The sequence below is a fragment of the Polaromonas sp. genome (genome assembly GCF_030682935.1).
GTDB lineage: Bacteria > Pseudomonadota > Gammaproteobacteria > Burkholderiales > Burkholderiaceae_C > Polaromonas.
In genome coordinates this window covers 1-2,446 of the sequence record NZ_JAUXNA010000366.1, presented here as the reverse complement: position 1 = coordinate 2,446, position 2,446 = coordinate 1, and the positions used below count along the sequence as shown (strand labels likewise).

Here is a 2,446-nt window from a genome sequence, read left to right as displayed (position 1 = left end):
GGCCTGAAGGCCGCTTGCGGGGCGAGCCTGGCGACCCTGATCACGCCCAACAGCTTCACGGCCCACCACGATTTCACGGGTGCGCTGCGTATCCTGCCCAGCTTGCAGGGCACCACCCTGGCTGATTTGCGCGCCTGGCATGACCAGGCCCGTCCATCCCTATCCACGCCCAAGAGACTGTCATGACCCCCACTTTCCGCATTGCCCCCTCCATCCTCTCGGCCGACTTTTCCCGTTTGGGCGAGGAGGTCCGCGCCATTGAGGCTGCCGGTGCCGACCTGGTGCACTTTGACGTGATGGACAACCACTACGTGCCCAACCTCACCATCGGTCCGCTGGTGTGCGAAGCCATTCGCCCGCATGTGAAGATTGCGATCGACGTGCATTTGATGGTCGAGCCCGTCGATGCGCTGATTCCGCTGTTTGCCAAGGCCGGTGCCAACCTGATCACCTTTCACCCCGAAGCCAGCCGCCATGTGGACCGCACGCTGCAGCTGATTCGCGACCACGGCTGCAAGGCCGGCATTGCCCTGAACCCTGCCACACCGCTGGCCTGGATGGACCATGTGATGGATCGGCTGGACATCGTGCTGCTGATGAGCGTGAACCCGGGTTTTGGCGGGCAAAAATTCATTCCCGCCACGCTGGGCAAGTTGCGCGAAGCGCGCCGCCGCATTGATGCCCACACCGCCGCCGGCGGCCAGCCGATCTGGCTGGAAGTCGATGGCGGTGTCAAGACCGACAACATCGGCGAGATTGTGGCCGCTGGCGCTGACACTTGCGTGGCCGGCAGCGCCGTTTTCGGCGCGCCTGACGCCGACGGCGGTTACCGCAGCGTCATGAACGAACTCCGCCGCGCCGCCCGCACCGCCTGAGCGGGCACCAGAACTTTCAACCATCAAGGGATACTCCATGCCATTGTCCAAACGTTTCACGCTGACGCAGTACCTGATCGAGGAGCGTCGCCGCTTTCCCAGCGCCAGCGGCGACTTTAATGCGCTGATTCTCGATGTGGCCCTGGCCTGCAAGGCCATTGCCCGCGCCGTGGCTTTTGGCGAACTCGGCGGTGTGCTCGGCAACCACGATGCCGACGCTGGCGGCTCGGTCAACGTGCAGGGCGAAACGCAGAAAAAGCTCGATGTGCTGAGCAACGAGTACTTTGTGCGCCTGAACCAGTGGGGCGGGCATCTGGCCGGCATGGCGTCTGAGGAAATGGAAGATCCAAGCCAGATTCCTGCGCAGAATCCGCGTGGCAAGTACCTGCTGGTGTTTGACCCGCTGGACGGCTCCAGCAACATTGACGTGAACGTGTCGGTCGGCAGCATTTTTTCCATCCTGCGCGCGCCGCAAGATGTGGTGGACAGCGGACGTGACGTGACAGAGGCGGACTTTTTTCAAACTGGCGCAAGCCAGGCGGCCGCAGGCTACGCGCTCTACGGCCCCACCACCATGCTGGTGCTCAGCGTGGGCAACGGTGTGGCGGGCTTCACGCTGGACCCCAACCTGGGTGAGTTCATGCTCACGCACCCTGACTTGCAGGTGCCCGCCGCAACGCAGGAATTTGCGATCAACGCGTCCAACAGCCGTTTCTGGGAAGCACCGGTCAAGCGCTATGTGGACGAATGCCTGGCCGGCAAGACCGGGCCGCGCGGCAAGGACTTCAACATGCGCTGGATTGCCTCCATGGTGGCCGAGGCGCACCGCATTTTGATGCGGGGCGGCGTGTTTTTGTACCCGCGCGACAACAAGGACGCGTCCAAACCCGGCCGCCTGCGCCTGTTGTACGAGGCCAATCCCATCGGCTTCATCATGGAGCAGGCGGGTGGCCGCGCCAGCACCGGCCGCCAAGCCATGCTGGGCGTGCAGCCCACGTCGCTGCACCAGCGCATCGGTCTGGTGTTCGGCTCGAAAAACGAGGTCGAGCGTATCGAGCGCTACCACGCCGAGCCGGCCAGGACGGATTCGGAGACGCCGCTGTTTGCCGAGCGCAGCCTGTTCAGGGACTGATTCACAGGTTAATTGCTATTTATTTAGTAGCTTCTAGCGTCCACCAGTATTGGGCTAGAGGCTTATTTAATCGTTATTTTTAACTCCAGAGGACAAGCTCATGTCTGAACGCCATCCCATCATCTCCATCACCGGATCGTCCGGCGCAGGGACTACATCGGTCACCCGCACCTTTGAAAACATCTTCCGCCGCGAGGGCGTGAACTCCGCCATCATTGAAGGCGACAGTTTTCACCGTCACGACCGCAAAGACATGAAACGCAAGGCCAGCGAGGCCGAGCAGGCTGGCAACAAGAACTTCAGCCACTTTGGGCCGGAAAACAACATGTTTGCCGAGCTGGAAGCCCTGTTTCGTGACTACGCGGCCACCGGCACCGGCAAGCGCCGCAAATACCTGCACGACCCCGAAGAGGCCGCCCCGTACCAGCAGGAGCCTGGC

2 protein-coding genes and 2 pseudogenes are annotated in these 2,446 nt (G+C 62.3%); all 4 read left to right on the top strand.

Annotation, left to right across the window (positions count from 1 at the left end; all coding sequences use genetic code 11):
- Window positions 1–186, top strand: a pseudogene (locus tag Q8K05_RS16925) (hypothetical protein); the annotation flags it as partial.
- The gene (gene rpe / locus Q8K05_RS16920) at window positions 183–875 is read left to right on the top strand and encodes a ribulose-phosphate 3-epimerase (protein ID WP_305247779.1); all 693 of its coding nucleotides are present in this window, start codon (window positions 183–185) and stop codon (window positions 873–875) included. The pseudogene Q8K05_RS16925 and the gene rpe, both read left to right, overlap by 4 nt.
- Window positions 876–912: 37 nt before the next feature.
- On the top strand, window positions 913–2,007 hold the full coding sequence (locus tag Q8K05_RS16915) for a class 1 fructose-bisphosphatase (protein WP_305247778.1): 1,095 nt from the start codon (window positions 913–915) through the stop codon (window positions 2,005–2,007).
- A 100-nt stretch (window positions 2,008–2,107) separates the two neighbouring features.
- Window positions 2,108–2,446 (top strand): annotated as a pseudogene (locus tag Q8K05_RS16910) (phosphoribulokinase); the annotation flags it as partial.